We start from the raw sequence: 20,225 nt of genomic DNA on the forward strand, positions 1-20,225 counted from the left end.
CCGAGTCTACGTGGATTCAGCCGGCTGACAGGTCCCAGACCACCACAGGTGATCCGGCCGCCAGGTGGTCGACGTCCTCGGGGATGTCGAGGAGACAGTTCGATGAGGCCAGCCACCGCAGATGGTGCGAGGCCGGTGGGCCGTAGCCGGTGACGGTGGCGCCGGCCAGCACGCCGCGGCGGAACTGCCGTTTGCCTTTCGGCGAGGTCAGGTCATCGGTCAGGGCCAGGGTCACCCGGGGCCGGTCGGCGGGCAGTCCCATGGCGGCGCGCAGCGGGGCGCGCACGAACACCTCGAAGGAGACCAGCGAACTGACCGGGTTTCCGGGCAGCGTGACGATCGAGGCTCCGCCCACGGTCCCGCAACCCTGCGGCATCCCCGGCTGCATGGCCACCTTCACGAACTCCACACCATCGGTCAGCGCGTCCTTGACCACTTCGTAGGCGCCCGCGCTGACGCCGCCGGTGGTGATGATCAGATCGGCGCTGCCCGCGTGGGCGGCGAGCGCCGCGCGGAACGCGTCGACGTCGTCGCCGACCGCACCGGCGACGATGGCTTCACCGCCCGCGTCGCGGACGGCGGCGGCCAGCATCACCGCATTGGATTCGTAGATCTGTCCGGGCAGCAAGGGGGTGCCCGGCGCCACCAGTTCCGAACCCGTCGACATGACGAGCACGCGCTGGCGCGGCAGCACCGTCAGCTCACCGAAGCCCAGCGCGGCGGCCAGTCCCAGCGCCGCCGGGGTGAGCACCTGCCCGGTGCGCAGCACCGTCGTCCCGGCGGCCACGTCCTCGCCGGCGCGGCGGATGTGCTGGCCGACCCTGGCCGCGGTCCGGATCGCCACCTGCGGTGACGTTGTCGAGAAATCGGCGTCGGTGGCCTCCACCGGAACGACCGCCGTCGCTCCCGCGGGCAGCGGTGCGCCGGTCATGATCCGTTGTGCGGTAGCGGTTTTCAGTGCGCCGGTATCGGTCCGGCCGGCCGGGATATCATCGGCGACGGGCAGGGTGACGGGACTTTCGGCGGTGGCGGCGGCGATGTCGTCGGCGTACACCGCGAAACCGTCCATCGCGGAGTTGTCGAAACCCGGCAGGGACAGCGGGGCCACCACGTCGGCGGCAAGCACCAGGCCGAGCGCCTCGGCCAGCGGGACCTGGATCGGATCGCGTGGCGTGAACAGCCGCGCGACGACGCGCTGATGCTCCTCGACGGACCGCATCAGACCGGGAACGTCACGCCGGTGAGTTCCTCGGACACCTTCCACAGCCGCTGCTGCACCGAGATGTCGTGCGACAACGCGTTGGACGTGACCAGCTGCGGATGCCCGATGAAGCCGAATGAGGCGACCGGGAACGCCGGGCCGTAGTACTGGCCGCCGCGCACCGCGGGATCGGTGGCGGCACGCAGGGTGGCGAGCGCGCCGACGAGCGGGCTGTTGGTGACGAGGTTGGCCACCGTGTTGAAGCCGGGCAGCCCGGTGCCCGGTGTGTGCCGCATCAGTTCGGTGTTCGAGACGCCGGGATGGGCGGCCACCGCGATGGTCGGGTTCGAGTGTGCGGCCAGCCGGCGCTGCAGCTCGTAGGTGAACATCAGGTTGGCCAGCTTGGACTGACCGTAGGCAGCGACGCGGTTGTAGCTGCGCTCCCATTGCAGATCGTCGAAATGGATGTCGCCCTGATTGCGGTGGGCGATGCTGGCGACCGTCACCACGCGCGAACCCGCCACGGGCAGAAGACGATCCAGCAGCAGCCCGGTGAAGGCGAAGTGGCCCAGGTGGTTGGTGCCGAACTGCAGCTCGAACCCGTCCTCGGTGGTCTGCTTCGGCGGGTACATCACCCCGGCGTTGTTGATCAGCAGGTCGATCTTGTCCAATTCGCCGCGCAGCTTCTCGGCGGTTTCCCGGACCGACGCCAGCGAGCCCAGATCGAGCTTCGTCACCGTGACGTCACCCGCGATCTTGGCCGCGGCGGCCTCGCCCTTCGCGGTGTCACGCACCGCGATGACGACTCGCGCGCCGCGGTCGGCGAGTACCCGGGCGGTCTCGAAACCGAGGCCGGTGTTTGCGCCGGTGACGATCGCGATCTTGCCGGTCTGGTCCGGAACGTCGGTCTCACTCCACTTGGTCCCCATGATGCGCAACACTACTGGGCGGCCCGAGTTGCGCCGAAGGGTTGGCCGTTTACTGTCGGCACATGGCGATCGGTGGCGTGCTGTTCGATATCGACGGTGTCCTGGTGACATCGTGGCAACCGATTCCGGGTGCGGCTGAGGCCTTGCGCACGCTCTCCGACCACCAGATCGCCCGCAGCTACCTGACCAACACCACGACGCGTACCCGCACCCAGATCGCTGACCTGCTGACCGGCGCGGGAATGACGGTCTCCCCGGACGAAGTGGTGACCGCCGCGCTACTCACCGCCGACTACGTGCGCGACCGCTATCCCGGCGCGCGATGTCTGCTGGTCAACAGCGGCGACATCGCCGAGGACATGGCGGGGGTGGACATCGTCTACTCCAACCAGTTCACCGGGCCGACCGCGCCGGAGACCCCGGATGTGGTGCTGCTCGGCGGGGCCGGGCCGGAATACACGCACCTGACGCTGAGCTGGATCTACGACTGGATGGCCCAGGGTGTGCCGGTGGTGGCCATGCACCGCAGCACGGCGTGGACCACCCGCGACGGACTGCGGGTGGACACCGGCATGTACCTGATCGGGATGGAAGAGACGTCGGGGCGCAAGGCCACCGCGGTCGGTAAGCCTGCGCCGCAGGGTTTCCTGGCGGCCGCGAACCGGCTCGGGGTGGACCCCGACGAGATGTACATGGTCGGCGACGACCTCAACAACGATGTGCTCGCCGGCCAGGTGGTCGGCATGACCGGTGTGCTGGTGCGTACCGGGAAGTTCCGTCAGGCCACGTTGGATCGTTGGGCCACAGACGAATTCGCGATGCAGCCGAACCACGTCATCGATTCGGTGGCGGATCTGCCGGAGCTGCTGGGTCTTTAGCTCTTGGCGACGCTGCGCACGGCGTCGATGCGGGCCTTGATCTGATCGCCGGTGGCTGCGGCCAGGGCCGGGCCGCCGCAGATCTGACGGAGTTCGTTGTGGATCTGTCCGTGCGTCTTACCGGTGCGGTGATGCGCTATCGACACCAGGGTGTTCAGCTCGCGGCGGAGTTCTTGCAGCTGGCCGTGGGTGGTCCGGGGTGCGGGGACTCCGGACGCGCCTGCCGCTGCGGTGCGCTTCTGCAGCTGCGCGTCCTGGCGACGGTTGAGCAGGTCGCGCATCTGGGTGGTGTCGAGCAGACCCGGGATGCCGAGATAGTCGGCCTCCTCCTCGCTGCCGGCCGGGGTGGCGGTACCGAAGGACGACCCTTCGAAGATCACCTGGTCCAGTTCGGCTTCGGCCCCGAGGTATTCGAAACCCCGGTCCATGTCGGACTTCTCGTCCTTGCGCTTCTCGGCGTCGGCGAGCAACTCGTCGTCGAGTCCGTCGGATTCGCGGTGCGGCTTGCCCAGCACGTGGTTGCGCTGCGCCTCCATCTCCGAGGCCAGCTGCAACAGGTTGGGTACCGACGGCAGGAAGATGCTCGCCGTCTCCCCGGCGCGGCGGCTGCGCACGAACCGGCCGATGGCCTGGGCGAAGAACAGCGGGGTCGACGCGCTGGTGGCGTACACGCCGACCGCCAGCCGCGGCACGTCGACGCCTTCGGACACCATCCGGACGGCGACCATCCAGCGGCTGCTGGAGTCGGAGAACTCGGAGATCTTGTTCGAGGCCGTCGGGTCGTCGGACAGCACGACGGTCGGCTCTTCACCGGTGATGGTGGTGAGCAGTTTGGCGTAGGCCCGGGCCGCGGTCTGGTCGGAGGCGATGATCATGCCGCCGGCGTCGGGGACGTGCTGGCGTTTCTGCTGCAGTCGGGTGTCGGCGGCCGCCAGCACCGCGGGCATCCACTCACCCGCCGGGTTGAGCGCGGTGCGCCAGGCGCGCGCGTTCTGTTCGGCGGTCAGCGGCTCGCCGAGGCGGGCGGCGTGTTCCTCCCCGGCGCTGTCGCGCCAGCGGGCCTCGCCGGAGTAGGCCATGAACACGACCGGGCGGACCACCCCGTCGGCGAGTGCGTCGGCGTAGCCGTAGGTGTGGTCGGCCTGCGAGCGCTGGTATCCGGCACCGTCGGCCTCGTAGGTGACGAACGGGATGGGGCTGTCATCGCTGCGGAACGGGGTACCGGTGAGGCAGAGGCGTCGCACCGCGTCCCCGTAGGCCTCCCGGATGGCGTCACCCCAGGTTTTCGCGTCGCCGCCGTGGTGGATCTCATCGAAGATGACCAGCGTCTTGTGGTTCTCGGTGCGCACCCGGTGCCGGGTGGGATGGCTTGCGACCTGCGCATAGGTGACGGCGATGCCGTGATAGTCGCTGGAGGTCTGGCCGGCCGAGTTGCTGAATTTCGGGTCGATCGCGATGCCGAGCCGGGCCGCGGCCTGTGCCCACTGGGTCTTGAGGTGCTCAGTGGGGACCACCACGACGACCTGTTCCACACTGCGCTCGGCCAGCAACTCCGCGGCGATGCGCAGGGCAAAGGTGGTCTTGCCTGCGCCGGGCGTCGCGACCGCCAGGAAATCCTTGGGCTTGGCGGACAGATACTTCACCAATGCCCGACGCTGCCAGCCCCGCAAAGCCTGGGTGCTGGGCGCTCCACTACCCGACACCCGTGACTCCTATCTGGTCGAAGGGCAGTCTAGGGCAAGGGGTTCCGGGATCGCACACTCGCAGCACGTGTCGCGCGCGGCGCGCCGGTCAGACCAAGAAGTTGTCGTTTTTGACGAACCACTCCGCGCGCTCGGCGTCCGTCATCTCACCGAGCTGGGCCAGCCCTTCGAAGTAGTGCTCGCGCGGCGCGCCGGGAGCAAAGAGCATCAGCATCGAGGCGGGGTCGTCCGCGGTGTTGCGGAAGCCGTGGATTCCGCCGGGCGGGACGTAGAGGAAGTCGTTGGCCTTGGCCGTCGACCAGTCGGTGCCGTCGTGGATCTCCACCGAGCCGCTGAGCACGAAGAACGCTTCGGACATGGCCCGGTGATAGTGCGGTCCCGGTCCGCCTGCGCGTGCCGCGAGGTCGACGCGATACAGCCCGTAATCGCCGTTGGTCTGCTGCTGGTTGGCCAGGTAGTGGTACTGCACCAGACCGAAGGAGTCGTAGTCGGGCGCCTCATCGCCGGAGCGTGCCCACGCACTGACCTCCGGATCGTCTTTCGTATACCGGGGCGGCGGGTACGGCGGCACGAAGAGTGACATCGGGTCCACCCTACGTCGATCCCGCCCCAGCAAACCCACAGTCGCGCTACACAGTCCGTTCAGAGTGGGTGCCTAGCCTCCGGTCAGGTGATGACCAGGCGCATGTTCCTGGCGGCCGGGTCCGCCACCGTCGCCGCATGCGCCGCGGGAGCCGCGGGAGCCGAAGCCCCGCAGGCGTCGGCGGCGCGGGTGCCGACGCAATGGGGGATGGCGCTGCCGGGAATCGCGACGTCCTTCGTGCCCGATGGCCGTCAGCTCGCGCTGACCTTCGACGCCTGCCGGGGCGGGTGCGATGACGCGCTACTGGACACCCTGCGTCGCAACCAGGTGCCCGCCGTGTTGTTCCTCAATGCCAAGTGGATGGACCAGCACCCCGACCGGGCCGCCCAGCTGGCCGCCGACCCGCTGTTCGAAATCGGCAACCACGGGACCCGCCATGTCCCGCTGTCGGTGACGGGGCGCTCGGCCTATGGGATCGCAGGCACCCGCTCGGTGGCCGAGGCGACCGACGAGGTGTGGGCCAACCACCAGAAGCTCACCGCGTTGACCGGCCGCGCACCACGCTTCTTCCGGCCCGGCACCGCGCACTACGACGACGTCGCCGTCGGGATCGTGCACCAGCTCGGCGAGCAGCCGCTGGGGTTCGCGGTCAACGGCGACGCCGGCGCGACCTTGCCCGCGGCGAAGGTGCGCGCCAACGTCACCGGTGCCGCCCCCGGGGCGATCGTGATCTCCCACATGAACCACCCGGAGGCGGGCACCGGCGCCGGCTACGCCGCGGCGATACCGCAGCTGCGGGCGGCCGGCTGGGAGTTCGTGTCACTGCGGGACAGAGCGGTCCAATGAGGCGGGGTACGTGACGCCGGTGAGCTCTTCGGAGACCGTCCACAGCCGGCGCGCCAGTCCGGCGTCGTGGGACTGGTCGCTGGATGGCACGACCTTCGGATGGCCCTTGGTCCCGCCGAGGCCATCGGGGCCGAAGTACTGGCCGCCGATCGCTCCGGGATCCGCGGCCGCGCGCAGTGTCGGCAGCGCACCGGCTGCCGCGTCCTGGAACAGCGGCTTGAGCAGCGGGACGGTGGACTGCAAAGCGCGCGGCAGGTGCCGCATCAGCTCCGTGTCTGAACCCCCGGGATGCGCGGCCAGCGCCGTGGTCCGCTGGCCGACGAGGCGCCGCTGCAGTTCGTAGGTGAAGAGCAGGTTGGCGAGCTTGGACTGGCCGTAGGCACCGACCCGGTTGTAGCTGCGCTCCCACTGCAGATCGTCGAAGTGGATGGCCGCATTGATGCGGTGCCCGATACTGCTGACTGTCACGATGCGGGATCCGGGCACCGGCAGCAGCCGGTCCAACAACAGGCCGGTGAGTGCGAAGTGGCCGAGATGGTTGGTGCCGAATTGCAGCTCGAACCCGTCGGCGGTGGTCTCCTTCGGCGGGTACATCACCCCGGCGTTGTTGATCAGCAGGTCGATGTGGTCGTGTGCGTCGCGCAGCGCGTCGGCGGCGGCCCGGACCGACTCCAGGGACCCCAGGTCGAGTTCCTGAACGCTGACCTGCGCGCCGGGGTGGCGGCGGCCGATCAGTTCGGCAGCGGCAGCGCCTTTGTCGAGGTTGCGCACGGCCAGGATGACGTGGGCACCCTTGCCGGCCAGGGCGCCGGCGGTCTCATAGCCGAGGCCGGTGTTGGCGCCGGTGATGACGACGGTGCGACCGGTCTGATCGGGAATGTTGGCGGTGTTCCAGTGCGACATGAGAAACTCCTGTTGAGGGTAAGCGGAGAGTATTCTCCGGTTGGTTCCGACTATACGGAACGCACGCCCCGTTTGATTATTCCCGGAGGTGCTTGCCGATGCGCGCTGATGCGGCCCGTAACCGCGCGCGGGTGCTCGAGGTCGCCTACGAGACCTTCGCCGCCGACGGCCTGGGCGTGCCGATCGACGAGATCGCGCGCCGGGCGGGCGTGGGGGCGGGCACGGTCTACCGGCATTTCCCCGCCAAGGAGGATCTGTACCGGGCGGTCGTCGACGAACGGATCCGGACCATCGTCGAACAGGGCCGTGCGTTGTTGGGTTCCTCGGATGAGGGCGACGGCCTGTTCACCTTCATGCGGTCGATGGTGCTGCAGTGGGGCGCGGCCGACCGCGGCCTGGTCGACGCCCTGGCCGGCCTGGGGATCGACATCAACTGCGTGGTCCCGCAGGCGGAGGTCGATTTCCTCGCGATGATCGGTGACCTGTTGGCCGCCGCCCAGCGCGCCGGAACCGCGCGCACCGACGTCACCGTGCCGGAGGTGAAGGCACTCCTGGTGGGGTGCCAGGCCGTCCAGCAGTACAACCCAGCGGTCGCCGAACACGTCATCGATGTCGTGTTCGACGGGCTGCGCCCGCGGTGAACAGCACCTGATTACCTTGCACTCGCCCTGGTCGAGTGCTAAGAACGTACTTGGCACTCTCGATACGTGAGTGCTAGGTCGGGACCGGTGAGGCTAGGGAGCACACCCCAGCCGTCCGTCGCGGGCACTGCGCCCGACCAACAGACGTGCAGTTCCCAATCCGGAGGAATCACTTCGCAATGGCCAAGACAATTGCGTATGACGAAGAGGCCCGTCGCGGCCTTGAGCGGGGCCTCAATGCCCTCGCCGACGCCGTAAAGGTGACGCTCGGCCCCAAGGGTCGCAACGTCGTCCTGGAGAAGAAGTGGGGCGCCCCCACGATCACCAACGATGGTGTTTCCATCGCCAAGGAGATCGAGCTGGAGGACCCGTACGAGAAGATCGGCGCTGAGCTGGTCAAAGAGGTCGCCAAGAAGACCGACGACGTCGCGGGCGACGGCACCACCACCGCCACCGTGCTGGCCCAGGCCCTGGTTCGCGAAGGCCTGCGCAACGTCGCTGCCGGCGCCAACCCGCTCGGCCTGAAGCGCGGCATCGAGAAGGCAGTCGAGGCCGTCACGGCTCGTCTGCTCGCCACCGCCAAGGAGGTGGAGACCAAGGAGCAGATCGCTGCCACCGCCGGTATCTCCGCCGGTGACCAGTCCATCGGTGACCTGATCGCCGAGGCTCTGGACAAGGTCGGCAACGAGGGTGTCATCACCGTCGAAGAGTCCAACACCTTCGGCCTGCAGCTGGAGCTCACCGAAGGCATGCGCTTCGACAAGGGCTACATCTCGGGTTACTTCGTGACCGACGCCGAGCGTCAGGAAGCGGTCCTCGAGGATCCGTACATCCTGCTGGTGTCGTCCAAGATCTCGACGGTCAAGGACCTGCTGCCCCTGCTGGAGAAGGTCATCCAGTCCGGCAAGCCGTTGCTGATCATCGCCGAGGACGTCGAGGGCGAAGCCCTGTCCACCCTGGTGGTCAACAAGATCCGTGGCACCTTCAAGTCTGTGGCCGTCAAGGCCCCGGGCTTCGGTGACCGCCGCAAGGCCATGCTGCAGGACATCGCCATCCTCACCGGTGGTCAGGTCATCAGCGAAGAGGTCGGCCTCTCGCTGGAGACCGCCGATGTCGCTCTGCTGGGCACCGCCCGGAAGGTCGTCATCACCAAGGACGAGACCACCATCGTCGAGGGCTCGGGCGACTCCGACGCCATCGCCGGCCGGGTGGCCCAGATCCGCGCCGAGATCGAGAACAGCGACTCCGACTACGACCGCGAGAAGCTGCAGGAGCGCCTGGCCAAGCTGGCCGGTGGCGTTGCAGTCATCAAGGCCGGAGCTGCCACCGAGGTGGAGCTCAAGGAGCGCAAGCACCGTATCGAGGACGCCGTCCGCAACGCGAAGGCTGCCGTCGAAGAGGGCATCGTCGCCGGCGGTGGCGTGGCCCTGCTGCAGTCGTCTCCGGCGCTCGACGAGCTGAAGCTCGAGGGTGACGAGGCGACCGGTGCCAACATCGTGCGTGTCGCGCTGTCGGCTCCGCTCAAGCAGATCGCCTTCAACGGTGGTCTGGAGCCGGGTGTCGTCGCCGAGAAGGTGTCGAACCTGCCCGACGGTCACGGCCTGAACGCCGCGACCAACGTCTACGAAGACCTCCTCAAGGCCGGCGTTGCCGACCCGGTGAAGGTGACCCGCTCGGCGCTGCAGAACGCAGCCTCGATCGCGGCCCTGTTCCTCACCACCGAGGCCGTCGTCGCCGACAAGCCGGAGAAGGCCGGGGCGCCCGCGGGCGACCCGACCGGTGGCATGGGCGGTATGGACTTCTAAGTCCTGTATTTCCGAAGGCCCGGTCCCGTTCGCGGGGCCGGGCCTTTCGCAATGTCACCCTGACAGCGTCGCCGTGGATATATGGGCACGGTGAGGCTGTCAGGGTGACATTGCAATCGGTCCCCGATGTGCGCGCCGGCGGATCACCGACAGGACGTCGGAAAGCACCACGTCCCAGCGGTAGACAACATCCTCATACGTCAGCCGAATCACCACGAACCCCATGCCGATTGCGACCCTGTCCCGGGTCCGGTCGGCCTGGTATCTGGGCAGATGGTGCTCGCGGCTGTCGGCTTCGATGATGAGTCGATCGCCCACGAGGAAGTCCACCCGGCCCACCCCCGGGATGTGCACCTGGGTCCGCAGGCGTATCCCGTTGGCTCGCAATCGCAACCGGATGATGGTCTCGGTGCCGGACTCGCTGCGCGCGTCGCACCGCTCGGCCAGATTCAGACCTGCGAAGCGTGACGCCGACAAGACCGCCCGCGCATCGGCCACCTCGATGATCCGTTTGTTCAGCATCGAATCCAGGACGACGACAAGCCCTTCGGCGCCCAGACAGTTCGCCGCCGACGCGACCGCGATGTCCATCGGGTCCACTGCTCCGATGATGGGCGGATCCAGACGGTAGGGCTGGCAGGACCGGACACCCGTACGGGACCGCCGGGCCCGCGACGAATACCGGATGTGCAGTGCGGAATCAGGGACCCATACCTGGCGGAGGCGCAACGCCGAGGTGCATCCCAGCACACCGCCGGCCGAGACGGCGCGGACGACCAGCGGATCGGCCGACGGACTGGCATACCAGCCACGCCGCACCTGCGGCCATCCGTGTTTCTTGATACCGGCGGCGCGCAATTGTGCGGTGGACACCACGCCACCGTTCGCGGCGAGAATGTGCTCGATCACCGTTCAATGGCAGCGCACGGGAGCCCGAGACCGATAGCCCCGATCGCCGATCTGTGGATAACTCAGATGTCGGCCAGCGGGGTCGGCTTGAGTGCCAGCGTGGCCGCCACACTGATCACGGCGGTCGCGGCGAGGTACGCGCACGCGATCCAGGGTGCGCCCCCGGCGGCACCGATGAGCGCCGTGAGGATCAGCGGGGTCAGCCCCGAGGCGTACACCCCGGAGAGTTGGTAGACCGTGGACAGGCCGGTGTAGCGGATTCGGGCCGGGAACAATGACGCATACAGCGTGCCCTGCGCCCCGTAGAACAGCGCGTGGATGACGCCGAACACCATGAGCATGGCCACCGCATACAGCGCGATGTTCTTGGTGCCGAACAACGCGAACACCGGGAACACGGCAAGCCCGTAGGCCGCGATGCCGGTGGCGTAGACCCGCTTGGCGCCGTACCTGTCGGTCAGCAGACCCGAGACCGGCAGCAGAATCGCCATCAGTAGCGCGGCGGCCGTGACCGATACCAGCACCGGTACCTTCTCCAGCTTCAAGGTGGTGGTGGCGTACGAGATGGCGAACACGCCCCAGGTGTTGAAGGCCGCGCCCTCGCCCCACCGGGACAGCATGCCCAGCACCGTGGAGCGCAGCACCGGCGGTTTGAACACCTCGCGCAACGGCACGGCCGCACGCTCATCGCGGTCGCGCACCTTCTCGAATGCCGGTGTCTCGCTGGCTTTGAGCCGCACCACGACACCGAACGCCACCAGCGCGATGCTCAACAGGAACGCGATGCGCCAGCCGTAGGCCAGGAACGCCGCATCCGACAGCGCGGTCTGGAGGACGGCGAACACCCCGGTGCCCAACGCCAGGCCGAGGGCCAACCCGATCTGAGGGACGCTGCCGAACAGTCCGCGCTTGTGCGTCGGGCTGTGCTCGACGGCCAGCAGCACCGCGCCGGCCCATTCGCCGCCGAGCGCGAACCCCTGCACGATGCGCAGCAACAGCAGCAGGATCGGCGCGGCCACACCGATCTGCGCGGCGGTGGGCAGCAGACCCATCAGCGCGGTGGCCCCACCCATCAGCAGCATCGTCAGCGCCAGGGTCTTCTTGCGGCCGATGCGGTCCCCGACGTGACCGAAGACGAACCCGCCGATGGGCCGCACCAGGAAGCCGACCGCGAACGTCGCGAAGGACAGCAGGGTGCCGACGAACGTCGTCTGGTCGGGGAAGAACGCGCGGTTGAACACCAGGCTGGCTGCGGTGGCGTAGAGGAAGAAGTCGTACCACTCGATGGTGGTGCCGACCAGGCTCGCCCACAGGGCGGTCCGCGCCTGCGGCGAGATGGTCCGGTCCTGGCTGCCGGGGGCCGGCGCATCGGTCACAGTCACAGCGGTCAATCAGCTCATATGCAGGCCAGGGCTGACCAGCGTTACGCGCGTGATGAGCAAAAGGCCGATGCGCTCCGTCAGCCGATCCGCCCCAGGATGGGTTGCGATTCGAGGAGGCCGTCGTCACTGGGGGCCGCGCCGTCGGTGAAGACCCGCTGGTGCTGGCGGGCCCGCCATTCCAGATGGGCGTCGGCGGGCTTGTCATAGCCGTACCGTTCGCGGGCCTCGGTGGGGCTGAGCACCTCACGCCGTTGTGGCACAACACCTTTGAGTACGGGAGCGACGACGGCTACCGTCGCCGGTGAGATGATCCGGATGACCCGCAGGCGGACGGCAGGCGGACTGATCTGCAGCGCCGCGAACGACGCGCGCAACACCGGCCGCACCAGCGCGTCGATCCGTCGGGACTGCGGCAGTCCGCCCATCTCGCGCATCCACTGCGGCATGGTCGCGATGACGCCCGCGCGCAGGATCCGGTTGATCACCCAGGTGGCCGGGGCGAACACGCCGCGCAGCGGGGAGACCAGCGTCGCCCCGTCGGCCAGGTGGTCCATGGCCTCCCTGGCGATCGGCGAGCCGGCCAGCTGTGGCCGCATGGTCTCGAAGTAGGCGCGGATCCCGTCCCGGTCGCGGGGGACATCGGCCGGGTCGCATGTCTGCAACTCGGCGGCGACGGCGCACTCCGCCCAATACTGGCGTTCCTCTTCCTCGGACAGCTTGCCGGGCCCGTAGGTCTCATAGGCGAACAGGATCGAATGCCAGGCCGTCAGATGGATCCATAATTGTGATTCGGGATCGTTTGCGTCGTAACGCTTTCCGCTGTACGGATCGTTGCCGATTGCCTTGGAATGCACCTTGACCAGAACGTCGGCGGCCTTCGAGGTGGTCCGCGTATCCCCGAACGCGACCAGCGCGAAGTAGTGCAATGTGCGGTCATACCGGGTCTGGGGCCGGCGGTAGATGTCATGGGTCTTGTCGACCGCGGCGACCAGTGCCGGGTCGAGTTCCTCGACCACCACGGCCCTGATGAATCCCACGGTCAGGGACGTGGGGTAGCTCCACACCTTCCACGTCACCGAATCGGGGCCGAAAAAGCCGTAGTCCTCGGCGGGCTCCGCCGGCACCGGCGTCCTGAGTTGTTGCAGCACCATGAACGATCCTCCCCTTCGTCGCAGCACTTCCTACACTGATGTAGCATTTTCCTACATGACCGTAGGAACTGCCGTCAAGAGGCGGGCAACCCACCTGGGGCCGGAGCGCAGGCGCCCGCAGGTGCTGGACGCCGCCAAGGAGATCGCGCTGGCCGAGGGCATTCCTGCCGTCACGATCGAGGCCATCGCCGGCCGGCTCGGTGTCACCCGGCCGGTGGTCTACGCGTGCTACGCCAACCGGATCGACGTGCTGACCGCGGTCCTGGAGCGCGAAGAACGCACGCTCACCGAAGGTGTGCTGAGCGCCTACCCGGCTCCGGGCAGCCACCCGAAAACCGAAGCGGCCTACGTCGCCGGCATGCAGGCGCTGCTGTGCACCGTCGCGGCGCACCCCGATACGTGGCGAATGTTGTTCTGCTCCAATCCCGGTCGTGATGTGGCGGAGAAATTCGCCCGGGGGCGGGGCCTCATCGCGGCGCAATTCGAGCAGCTGGTGCGGCCCGACCTGCAGCGCTGGGGTACCGCAGATGCCGAGCGCAAGGCGCCGGTACTGGTCGAAATGTTCGTCTCGATGGCCGAGAGTGCGGTGCGCAGCCTGCTCGACGAGGACAACCCGTGCACTGCCATGGAGCTGGGCGATCTGGTCGGCCGGGCGGCGTTCCGGGCGATCCGCGGGGCCTGACGAGTAGGTTCGAGCCATGTCCTTGCCCGCGCCCTCACCCTCCAGCACCGCCGTCATCACCGGCGCCTCCTCCGGTATCGGCGCCGACCTGGCCCGTGAACTCGCTTCGCGTGGATACGGAGTCACGCTGGTGGCCCGTCGCGCCGACAAACTACAGGCGCTGGCGGCCGAACTGTCCGGCTCGAGGGTCGAGGTCATCCCGTGCGATGTCGCCGACGCCGAAGCCCGCGCAACACTTTTCGACGAGATCGAGCGTCGTGGGCTGGCTGTGGACATCCTGATCAACAACGCCGGGATCGGCACCATGGGTGCGGTGGCGCAGTCCACCCCGGCAGCCGAGATCGCCCAGGTGCGTGTCAATGTCGAGGCTGTCATCGACCTGACCACCCGGGCCGTCGGGCAGATGGTGCCCCGCGGGGAGGGCGCCATCCTCAACGTCGGCTCCACCGCGGGATTCCATCCCTTCCCCGGCCAGGCCGGCTATGCGGGAACCAAGGCTTTCGTCCGCAGTTACACCGAGGGCCTGCGTGCGGAACTTGCGGGCACCGGCGTGACCGTCGCGACTCTGAACCCCGGTCCGGTGCGCACCGAGTTCCTGTCCTCGGCCGGCATGGATGAGCGCACCTTCGCCGACGCGTTCCCGAAATTCATGTGGATGCCTTCGCGCGATGTGGCACGGGTGGGCATCGATGCCCTCGAACACGACCGGGGCGACGTGATCGCCGGGCTGCCCAGCCAGATCAGCACTCGGGTGCTTCAGCTCATCCCGAAGCGGCTGCTGTTGCCACTGCTGGCCAAACAGCATCCCGCGCTACGAGGCTGAGCCCGGCCAGGGTCGCATCCACCCCTCCACCGGAAGGTCCAGGCCGTTGCACAGCGTGCAGATGGTCCGGTACCAGCCGACGGCGATCAGCAGTTCCATCCGCTGCTCGTCATCGAGTCTGGCGCCCAACGCATTCCACGTATCCGCGGACAGTGACCCGGTGCGCTCCACCTCGTCGACGGCGTCGATCAGCACCCTTTCGGATTCCGTCCAGCCCGGGTGGTCCCCGGTGACCAACGCATCGCATTCGGCCTCGGACACCCCGGCGATCGGTCCCCAGAACGCCGCCTGGCCGCCCCACTCGTAGGCACAGCCGACCAGTGCGCAGATCCGCAGGATCGCGATGGTCCGCACCCGCGGCGGTAGTCGGGTGTCGACGTAGAGCGCCTCGCCGAGTTTGCGCAGTTTGGCCGCCAACGTGGGATGACGCTGCAGGCAGCGCACCAGCAACAGCGGTTCATAGGTACGGTCGGGGTGGCCCCAGCCCTGGATGCCCGCGGTGTCCTCGTCGCTCCACGGGCGCGCCAGCGGCGCGACGCGGCTCATGCGGGTGCGGCCTGCCGGCCACGAATGAGCTTGCCCGGCAACGCGTCGGTGGGTACGCCATGCTCGGCGATGATCTCGCCCGACACGATGGTCGCGACGAACCCGTCGGCGGTCTGGTCCAGCCGGCGCCCACCGGCGGGCAGGTCGTGGACCACCGTCGGCTTGTGCAAACGCAACGCACCGTGGTCGATGACGTTGAGGTCGGCCTTGTAACCGACGGCGATGCGCCCGCGGTCGGCCAGGCCGGCCACCCGCGCCGGCGCCGTCGTCAACTCCCGCACCGCGTCGGCCAGACTGAGCCGGCCGGTGGCCCGGTCGCGCACCCAATGCGTCAGCATGTACGTGGGAAAGCTTGCGTCGCAGATCATCCCGTAATGCGCACCGCCGTCACCGAGACCCAGCACCACGTCGTCACGGCGCACCAGCTCGGCGACGGTGTCCAGCGACCCGTCCCGGAAATTGGCCAGCGTGATCAGCAACATGGCGTGGCCGTCGTCGTCGAGCAGCCGGTCATAGGCTTCTTCGAGAGCGGTGACGCCGCGGGCCTCGGCGCTGGCGGCGATACTGTCGGCGCGGTCGGGCTCGTAGTTCGGTGGGTCGCCCAGCGGGAAGATCCAGTTGAATGCCTGCACCGCGAACATCAACGGGTGCCCGTCGCTGGCGGGGGAGTCATTGAGGATGCGTTCGCGCACTTCGGGTTTGCGCATCTCGGCCACCCGCTCGGCCAGCGGCAGATGCGCGATCGCGCGGTAGCTGGGGTACATGACGAACGGGTTGCCGGACAGCTCGAGGCCGATCACCAGGCCGATGGGGCGCGGGAAGATCTGCGCGGTAACTGAAGGGCCGTTCGCGCCGCTGTTTTTGTTCGCCTTCTCGACCATGCGTAGCGCGTCCAGGTGCAGGGCGGGACCGACATTGCCGATGGCCAGGGTGAAGGTCACCGGCAGTTCGACGTCAGCGGCCACGTCGAACACCGCCTGCAGGGCGCCTTCGTAGTCCGCGGCCAAGAGATCGGGGACGAACTGGATGAGTCCGCCCCCGGCGTCCTTGATCCCGAGGGCGATCGCCTCGATCTCGTCGTGCCCGGCGTCGTAGCTCGGAATCGGTTGTCCGCTCTCGGTTTTGTGGATGGTCAGCCGGGACGAGGCGAAGCCCAGCGCGCCGGCGTGCACCGCTTCGGCGGCCAGTTTGCGCATCTGCGACAGATCCTCGGCTGTCGCGGGTTCCCGGTCGACACCGCGCTGCCCCATCACGTACACGCGCAGCGGTGAGTGCGGCAGGAAGGCGGCGACATCGATATCCCGGCGCCGGGACTCGACGGCGTCGAGGAATTCCGGGAAGGTCTCCCATGTCCAGGGCAGGCCGTCGACCATCACCACGCCGGGGATGTCCTCGACGCCGGCCATCACGTCGACCAGCGTCTCGTGGTCGGCGGGCCGGCACGGCGCGAAACCGACGCCGCAGTTGCCCATCACGGCCGTCGTCACACCGTGCGCGGAGGACGGGGTCATCCGGTCCGACCAGATCGCCTGGCCGTCGTAATGGGTGTGCAGGTCGACGAAGCCGGGGGTGACCAGCAGGCCGGTCGCGTCGATCTCGCGGGCACCGGCGCCGGGGACGGATCCGACGGCGGTGATGACACCGTCGGTGACGGCGACGTCGCCGGGGTACGGTTCGCCGCCCGTCCCGTCGACGATGGTCCCGTTTCGGATGACTAGCTCATGTGTCATACCTCGAACCTACGATGCATCTGTGATCGATCACCTGGGAATCAACTGTGCCGACTTCGCCAAGTCGCAGCAGTTCTACGACACCGTGTTGGGGGTCCTCGGCTTCACCCGGCAGATGGATTTCGGTGTGGCTATCGGCTACGGCGTCGAGGGCAAACCCGACTTCTGGATCGCCGACGTCAACGCCGGAGAGGCCAGCGGGCCCAACCGGGAGGTGCACGTGGCTTTCCAGGCCGCCGACACCGCCGCGGTGCAGGCGTTTCATGACGCGGCCGTCGGCCTGGGGGCCGAATCGCTGCATGCCCCGAGGTTGTGGCCGGAATACCACCCGGGCTACTTCGGTGCGTTCGTCCGGGACCCCGACGGCAACAACATCGAGGCCGTGTTCCACGGCGCTGATTCCGGAGCCTGACGGGAATCATTCCGCCCGGCAGCGGTTGGTACCCGTTATGAGTACACCGACTGTTGCCGACCGCATCATGACTCCGTTCGGTTTCGACTCCACCGCGGCAGACGTGATCGCCGGGGTAGACCTGACCGGCAAGACAGCGATCGTCACCGGCGCCTCGTCGGGAATCGGGGTGGAAACGGCGCGGGTGCTGGCCGCTGCCGGCGCCGCGGTGACCCTGGCGGTGCGGGACGTCCATGCCGCGCTGCCCATCGCCGAGGAGATCCGCGCCGGCTCCGGCAACGACGCGGTGTCGGTCTCGGCACTGGATCTGAGCCGGCCCGACAGCGTCGTCGCGTTCGCAAGCTCGTGGACGGGACCGCTGCACATCCTGGTCAACAACGCCGGCGTCATGGCCGTCCAGGAACTGACCCTGACCGAGGATGGTCACGAACTCCAGTTCGCCACGAACCACCTCGGGCATTTCGCGCTGTCGATCGGCCTGTACGACGCCCTGCGCCAGGCCGGCGGGGCGCGCATCGTATCGGTGAGTTCCAGTGGCCATCTGCGCTCGCCGGTGGTGTTCGACGACATCGACTACGCGTTCCGCGAGTACGACCCGTTCGGCGCGTATGGGCAGAGCAAGACGGCGAACGTCCTGTTCGCCGTCGAAGCGAGCCGGCGCTGGGCCGGGGACGGGATCACCGCCAACGCCCTGATGCCCGGCGGTATCGCGACCGCACTGCAACGCCACCTTCCGCTCGGCTACAACGAGGAAGCGCGGGAGCGGTTCCGGCGTGCCGGCAGCCGGTTCAAGAGCGTCGAGCAGGGCGCGGCGACGTCGGTTCTGCTCGCAGCCTCGCCGTTGGTCGACGGCGTCGGCGGCCGCTATTTCGAGGACTGCAACGAGGCCGTCGTCGTCGACAGTCGCGACGGCGGGATCGGCGGTGTGGCGCCCTACGCCCTGGATGTGGAGAACGCCGAGCGGCTGTGGGACCTGTCGCTGGCGATGCTGTAGAGGTGCTGTAAGCCGAACGGGTGAATCTGGCTACTGCGCTACCCGAGTTGCCCAAAATTATTGACCCGACCGATATTTCCGGTCGTATTCTGTGCCCGTCCTGTTCTCTGGCTGTGAATGATTCGGGGGCACGCCATGACGGTTACGGTTCGTTCGCACACGAAGTTGGCAGCGGCGTTCTTGGCTGCGGGAGTGGTGGCCGCCGCGTCGCCTGGATGGGTGCCACTGGCCGAGAAGGCCGCCCCCGTCGTGAGTAGCCAAGCGGTGCAGTCGGCGTCCGTGGTCACTGACCTGTTGTTCAACTTCGGGACGATGGTGAGCGGCGCGACGACGATCGTCGAAGCACCCATCGAGGCGGCACTGTGGAGCCCCGACTACGCATTCAGCACCGTGGTGCTCTCGCTCCGTAACCCCGCCATCATCGGTAGCTTGCTCAGCTTCGTCGCTCAGCAATACACGAACCCGTTGTACGGCGGCTTCGCCAGTTACGGTGTCGGTGGGCTGACGGATATCACCTCGGTGCTCCCGCCGCCGATCGGAACCTGGCTTACCGGGGCGGTCAATGGTACGGCCGGCCGCATCGGTTCACTCTTGGATGCGCTACCCGACCCGACCGCCGGTTCGGATGCCTTCTACGACTTCGTGAACAACAACTTCGTCGGCAATATCGTGGACGACATCAACTGGCTGGCGTTGGCCCCGCTGTATTCCATCACGGCCACGGTGCGCTACCTCGGTTATCTGCCGTACGACCTGGAGGCCACTCTCGAGGCGGCATTGCGATATCCATCCGAAATCCCTGGCCTGCTCAGCAATCTGGTGCGTGGACTGGTCGAGCCGTACAACGGCCTACTCGGGCAGATCGTGGACAGTTTCGTCGCTCCTCTGACGTATCTGCCCTTCGTCGGTGCGCCGATCGAGGCCGTCTACACGGCGATCGCCAACGGTGTCGAAAAGCTACTCGATCTCCTGCCTGCGCCCATCGCGCCCACCCCGTTCCTGGCCACGTCATCGGCAGCGGCGGCGTCGACCGCGCTGGTTTCGGCAACCCCGCTCGCGGCCGCGAAAGCGGTAACGCTCGACGTGCCCAAGACGGCGGAAGACGTGACACCCGCCGCGGATCTGGACTCGAAACCCGATGCTGTACAAGATGTTAAGGCCAAGGCGCCGGAAGTCGTTGTGGCCGAACCTGTTACCGAACCCGCCGACCCGGCCCCAGTTGTCGACAAGCAGCCGGCCGCCGAGCTCAACGACGGCGGCGCGGCGGAACCCGACGCCAAGGACAGCGACGTCAAGGACAGCGACGTCAAAAAGGGCGACGACAACGACGGGGCAACCGGCCGGCACCACCGCAGGGACAACAAGGTGTCCCAGGGCGCCGATGAGAACAAGACCGCTGTGCGCGGGTCGCACCGCGGTGCCGAATCAGGGGAGGCCGGCGGGCGCCATCGTGCCGATGCGAAGAAGGACGCGCCCTCCGCGGGTGCGGCCGATCCGGCCGGTGCGGGAGACAAGGCCGAGGCCGCGGCCGCCTGATTCCGGCCACGATTCACTTGTCGGCGTCCCGAGTACGTTGGCGATCATGACCAGTGACGCCGACGCCGCCGCCCGGGAATTGCTCCGTGACTCCTTCGCGCGGCTCATCGAGCACGCCGACGAACTGACCGAAGGCCTCACCGAAGAGCTGTCCTCGTGGCGGCCCACGCCGGACGCCAACAGCATTGCCTGGCTCATCTGGCACAGCGCCCGCCAGCACGACGTGCAGCTCGCCGACATCGCCGGGGCGGAGCAGGTCTGGATCAAGGACGGCTGGCGGGAACGCTTCGGCCTGGACCTTCCCGGTAACGACATGGGTTACGGGCACACGCCCGACGAGGTGGGCAAGGTGCGCGCCCCGGCGGACCTGCTGTCGGGTTACTACCGCGCGGTGCACAAGGTCACCTTGGAGTACATCGCGTCGGTGGACGGGCAAGAGCTCGAGCGCATCGTCGACGAGCGCTGGAATCCACCGGTCACCGCCAGCGTGCGGCTGGTCAGCATCATCGACGACGGCGCGCAGCACCTCGGTCAGGCGGCGTACGTGCGGGGCATCGCGCCACAAAGTTGA

At 68.0% G+C, this 20,225-nt stretch carries 20 protein-coding genes; 10 read left to right on the forward strand and 10 right to left on the reverse strand.

Going from position 1 to position 20,225, the window contains the following annotated elements:
• Positions 1-16: 16 nt before the first annotated feature.
• Both moeA and AC1DY7_RS00330 read right to left on the reverse strand, forming a co-directional pair.
• Complete coding sequence (gene moeA, locus AC1DY7_RS00325; protein WP_477491654.1) at positions 17-1,219, reverse strand: molybdopterin molybdotransferase MoeA; 1,203 nt, start codon at positions 1,217-1,219, stop codon at positions 17-19.
• The gene (locus AC1DY7_RS00330) at positions 1,219-2,130 is read right to left on the reverse strand and encodes an SDR family NAD(P)-dependent oxidoreductase (RefSeq protein WP_477491655.1); all 912 of its coding nucleotides are present in this window, start codon (positions 2,128-2,130) and stop codon (positions 1,219-1,221) included. Before AC1DY7_RS00330 ends, moeA begins: the two co-directional genes overlap by 1 nt.
• Positions 2,131-2,192: 62 nt before the next feature.
• Between AC1DY7_RS00330 and AC1DY7_RS00335 the strand changes: the two genes are divergently transcribed.
• The gene (locus AC1DY7_RS00335; RefSeq protein ID WP_477491656.1) at positions 2,193-3,008 is read left to right on the forward strand and encodes an HAD-IIA family hydrolase; all 816 of its coding nucleotides are present in this window, start codon (positions 2,193-2,195) and stop codon (positions 3,006-3,008) included.
• Here the strand turns inward: AC1DY7_RS00335 and AC1DY7_RS00340 are convergent.
• Both AC1DY7_RS00340 and AC1DY7_RS00345 read right to left on the reverse strand, forming a co-directional pair.
• Positions 3,005-4,711, reverse strand: coding sequence for a DEAD/DEAH box helicase (locus tag AC1DY7_RS00340; RefSeq protein ID WP_477491657.1), 1,707 nt, complete (start codon positions 4,709-4,711; stop codon positions 3,005-3,007). The two genes, AC1DY7_RS00335 and AC1DY7_RS00340, sit on opposite strands and share 4 nt — an antisense overlap.
• Positions 4,712-4,799: 88 nt before the next feature.
• On the reverse strand, positions 4,800-5,294 hold the full coding sequence (locus tag AC1DY7_RS00345; protein WP_477491658.1) for a cupin domain-containing protein: 495 nt from the start codon (positions 5,292-5,294) through the stop codon (positions 4,800-4,802).
• Positions 5,295-5,384: 90 nt separating this feature from the next.
• Here AC1DY7_RS00345 and AC1DY7_RS00350 point away from each other — a divergent pair, with 90 nt between their 5' ends.
• Positions 5,385-6,140: a polysaccharide deacetylase family protein gene (locus AC1DY7_RS00350; RefSeq protein WP_477491659.1), complete on the forward strand. Its 756-nt coding sequence runs from the start codon at positions 5,385-5,387 to the stop codon at positions 6,138-6,140.
• Here the strand turns inward: AC1DY7_RS00350 and AC1DY7_RS00355 are convergent.
• Positions 6,114-7,043 (reverse strand): SDR family NAD(P)-dependent oxidoreductase, encoded by a 930-nt coding sequence (locus AC1DY7_RS00355; RefSeq protein ID WP_477491660.1) that lies wholly within the window; start codon positions 7,041-7,043, stop codon positions 6,114-6,116. The genes AC1DY7_RS00350 and AC1DY7_RS00355 overlap by 27 nt on opposite strands.
• 98 nt (positions 7,044-7,141) lie before the next feature.
• Here AC1DY7_RS00355 and AC1DY7_RS00360 point away from each other — a divergent pair, with 98 nt between their 5' ends.
• Together AC1DY7_RS00360 and groL are read left to right on the forward strand one after the other, a co-directional pair.
• On the forward strand, positions 7,142-7,684 hold the full coding sequence (locus AC1DY7_RS00360) for a TetR/AcrR family transcriptional regulator (protein WP_477491661.1): 543 nt from the start codon (positions 7,142-7,144) through the stop codon (positions 7,682-7,684).
• Positions 7,685-7,863: 179 nt separating this feature from the next.
• Positions 7,864-9,489, forward strand: coding sequence for a chaperonin GroEL (gene groL / locus AC1DY7_RS00365; RefSeq protein ID WP_477491662.1), 1,626 nt, complete (start codon positions 7,864-7,866; stop codon positions 9,487-9,489).
• 99 nt (positions 9,490-9,588) lie between these two features.
• On the opposite strand, the gene AC1DY7_RS00370 is transcribed toward groL, so the two are convergent.
• From AC1DY7_RS00370 to AC1DY7_RS00380, 3 genes are all read right to left on the reverse strand, one after another.
• Positions 9,589-10,398, reverse strand: a complete 810-nt coding sequence (locus AC1DY7_RS00370; RefSeq protein WP_477491663.1) for an endonuclease domain-containing protein — start codon at positions 10,396-10,398, stop codon at positions 9,589-9,591.
• A gap of 62 nt (positions 10,399-10,460) precedes the next feature.
• Complete coding sequence (locus AC1DY7_RS00375) at positions 10,461-11,780, reverse strand: MFS transporter (RefSeq protein ID WP_477491664.1); 1,320 nt, start codon at positions 11,778-11,780, stop codon at positions 10,461-10,463.
• A gap of 77 nt (positions 11,781-11,857) precedes the next feature.
• Positions 11,858-12,931 (reverse strand): oxygenase MpaB family protein, encoded by a 1,074-nt coding sequence (locus AC1DY7_RS00380; RefSeq protein ID WP_477491665.1) that lies wholly within the window; start codon positions 12,929-12,931, stop codon positions 11,858-11,860.
• Between the two features lie 55 nt (positions 12,932-12,986).
• Here AC1DY7_RS00380 and AC1DY7_RS00385 point away from each other — a divergent pair, with 55 nt between their 5' ends.
• Entirely contained in the window at positions 12,987-13,613 is a 627-nt protein-coding gene (locus AC1DY7_RS00385) for a TetR/AcrR family transcriptional regulator (RefSeq protein ID WP_477491666.1), read from the forward strand.
• Positions 13,614-13,629: 16 nt separating this feature from the next.
• Complete coding sequence (locus AC1DY7_RS00390) at positions 13,630-14,436, forward strand: SDR family NAD(P)-dependent oxidoreductase (protein WP_477491667.1); 807 nt, start codon at positions 13,630-13,632, stop codon at positions 14,434-14,436.
• Here the strand turns inward: AC1DY7_RS00390 and AC1DY7_RS00395 are convergent.
• Entirely contained in the window at positions 14,425-14,982 is a 558-nt protein-coding gene (locus tag AC1DY7_RS00395) for a carboxymuconolactone decarboxylase family protein (protein WP_477491668.1), read from the reverse strand. The genes AC1DY7_RS00390 and AC1DY7_RS00395 overlap by 12 nt on opposite strands.
• A complete protein-coding gene (locus AC1DY7_RS00400; protein WP_477491669.1) occupies positions 14,979-16,712 on the reverse strand; it encodes an N-acyl-D-amino-acid deacylase family protein in 1,734 nt (577 codons plus the stop codon). The genes AC1DY7_RS00395 and AC1DY7_RS00400 overlap by 4 nt, the downstream gene beginning before the upstream one ends.
• 22 nt (positions 16,713-16,734) lie before the next feature.
• On the opposite strand from AC1DY7_RS00400, the gene AC1DY7_RS00405 reads away from it, so the two are divergent.
• From AC1DY7_RS00405 to AC1DY7_RS00420, 4 genes are all read left to right on the forward strand, one after another.
• A complete protein-coding gene (locus tag AC1DY7_RS00405; RefSeq protein WP_477491670.1) occupies positions 16,735-17,124 on the forward strand; it encodes a VOC family protein in 390 nt (129 codons plus the stop codon).
• A gap of 37 nt (positions 17,125-17,161) precedes the next feature.
• The gene (locus AC1DY7_RS00410) at positions 17,162-18,118 is read left to right on the forward strand and encodes an SDR family NAD(P)-dependent oxidoreductase (protein WP_477491671.1); all 957 of its coding nucleotides are present in this window, start codon (positions 17,162-17,164) and stop codon (positions 18,116-18,118) included.
• Positions 18,119-18,253: 135 nt separating this feature from the next.
• Entirely contained in the window at positions 18,254-19,654 is a 1,401-nt protein-coding gene (locus AC1DY7_RS00415; protein ID WP_477491672.1) for a hypothetical protein, read from the forward strand.
• Between the two features lie 46 nt (positions 19,655-19,700).
• The gene (locus AC1DY7_RS00420; protein WP_477491673.1) at positions 19,701-20,225 is read left to right on the forward strand and encodes a mycothiol transferase; all 525 of its coding nucleotides are present in this window, start codon (positions 19,701-19,703) and stop codon (positions 20,223-20,225) included.

This window comes from Mycobacterium sp. P2_H7 (assembly GCF_056403275.1).